We start from the raw sequence: 1,774 nt of genomic DNA, 5'->3' as shown, positions 1-1,774 counted from the left end.
GCCTCAAACAATGTGTTGCTCAATTTGACAACATCCACAGCGGGTAAATTTTCCAGAGGGAAATTGATCTCCCCCCTGAACTCGTATTCTGACCAGTTCATCTCTTTAAAGATGTCATCAACCAGTTTCTGGTTATTTTTAGCACAAAAGGCAAGCATCTGCTCACATACATGCAGCAGCATTGAATGATCGGTATTCTGAAGCAATTCTATGATTGTTTCCCAGTTGTTTTTTGACATCCCCAAGGCAACAAACTGTCTTTGAAAGATGTTTTGTGCAATTTTTGCTGCAATAGCATTCAATAATTTGGTTTCCTGAATCAAAAAAGCGGACTCACCCGTATAGGCAATACCACAGGGATAGGCTGCTTTTATATACCCCCTTATTTTGTCATTGACTATAATATCTGCCCTTATTTCATGACCATCATGCAACTGATTCTTTTTTGAATAAATTTTATTATCCAGGCAAACCGTTACCACGCATGCATCTACATAACGAAATCCTGAGGTGGTGACATCTGCTACCTCGAGCAACATATCCGATATAGACTCTTTTGTCAGTGCTTTATCTATCTGATAAAGGCACTCCAGTTCTTTTGCCCGTTCTGCCAGCATTTCAAAGGAAATATTCTTATACTTTCCTTCCATTTGTCACACCTCTTTTAAATTTCCAGGCTGTTTCTTATGGGGCAAGAATAAGCCTTGCCCCAACCGGGAAACAACCTTTAATGTTTATTTTATACCCATCCACGAAGTTTTACTGCTTCGGCGACACGATTGATCGCGATAACGTATGCTGCATCGCGCATATAAAGATCTTTTTCCTGAGCGATAGAATATACACCCTCAAATGCAGAAGTCATCTTGATATCAAGTTTTTCAAGAACCTCTTCTTTAGTCCAGAAATAATTCATGTTGCACTGCACCTGCTCAAAATAACTGCAGGTCACTCCACCGGCATTACATAGAAAATCCGGAACCAGAAAGATGTTGCTGGCCTTTATCAATTCATCACAATCGGGTGTTGTGGGTCCGTTTGAGCCTTCACAAATAACTTTTACCTTTTTGCTTATTTTTGCAAATGTAGCAGGAGTAAGCTGGTTTTCAAGAGCACATGGAAGCAATATGTCTACATCCTGAGCAATCCATTCGTCACCATCAAGGATTTCACATCCGAGCTCTTCAGCCTTGTTCTTATCGATAGTGCCAAAGGAATCCTTTATTGAAGCCATCTGCACGATATCAAGTCCTTCAGTTTTTCTGAAGGTATAAGATTTTTTATCTTTCTGATCCCAACACGATACAGCAATCACTTTTCCACCCATTTTAGCATAGAGACGTGCAGCATGCTCTGCAACATTTCCGAAACCCTGAATACTTGCTTTTGTGGAGCTGATCTCCATATTGAGTTTTTTCAAGGCTTCCCGAAGTGTATAGATAACCCCGTATCCGGTTGCTTCGGTACGTCCCAGGGAACCACCCATCCCAACCGGTTTTCCGGTAATTACACCAGGATAATACCCTCCACTGATTGTCTCATACTCATCCATCATCCAAAGCATATGCTGTCCGTTAGTCATAACATCCGGTGCCGGAATATCAGAAACAGGACCGATATTTTTTGCCAACTGCCTTATATATCCTCTGCACAACCGTTCCTGCTCATTTTTTGAAAGATTATGAGGATCGCATATAATCCCGCCTTTTCCTCCTCCAAGTGGGATATCAACAACAGCACATTTCCATGTCATCCACATCGATAGTGCCCTGAT

At 41.3% G+C, this 1,774-nt stretch carries 2 protein-coding genes; both read right to left on the bottom strand.

What is annotated here, in order from left to right; all coding sequences use genetic code 11:
* Positions 1 to 650 (bottom strand): hypothetical protein (locus tag GX089_10295; GenBank protein NLP02874.1); only part of this gene is annotated, 650 nt, incomplete at its 3' end.
* An 89-nt stretch (positions 651 to 739) separates the two neighbouring features.
* The coding region (locus GX089_10290) for a Glu/Leu/Phe/Val dehydrogenase (GenBank protein NLP02873.1) at positions 740 to 1,774 on the bottom strand (1,035 nt) is incomplete at its 5' end.

Origin of the sequence: Fibrobacter sp., from assembly GCA_012523595.1 — a bacterium.
Lineage (GTDB): Bacteria > Fibrobacterota > Chitinivibrionia > Chitinivibrionales > Chitinispirillaceae > JAAYIG01.
The sequence above is the reverse complement of the archived record's forward strand: the minus strand, read 5'-3'. Positions and strand labels throughout refer to the sequence as shown.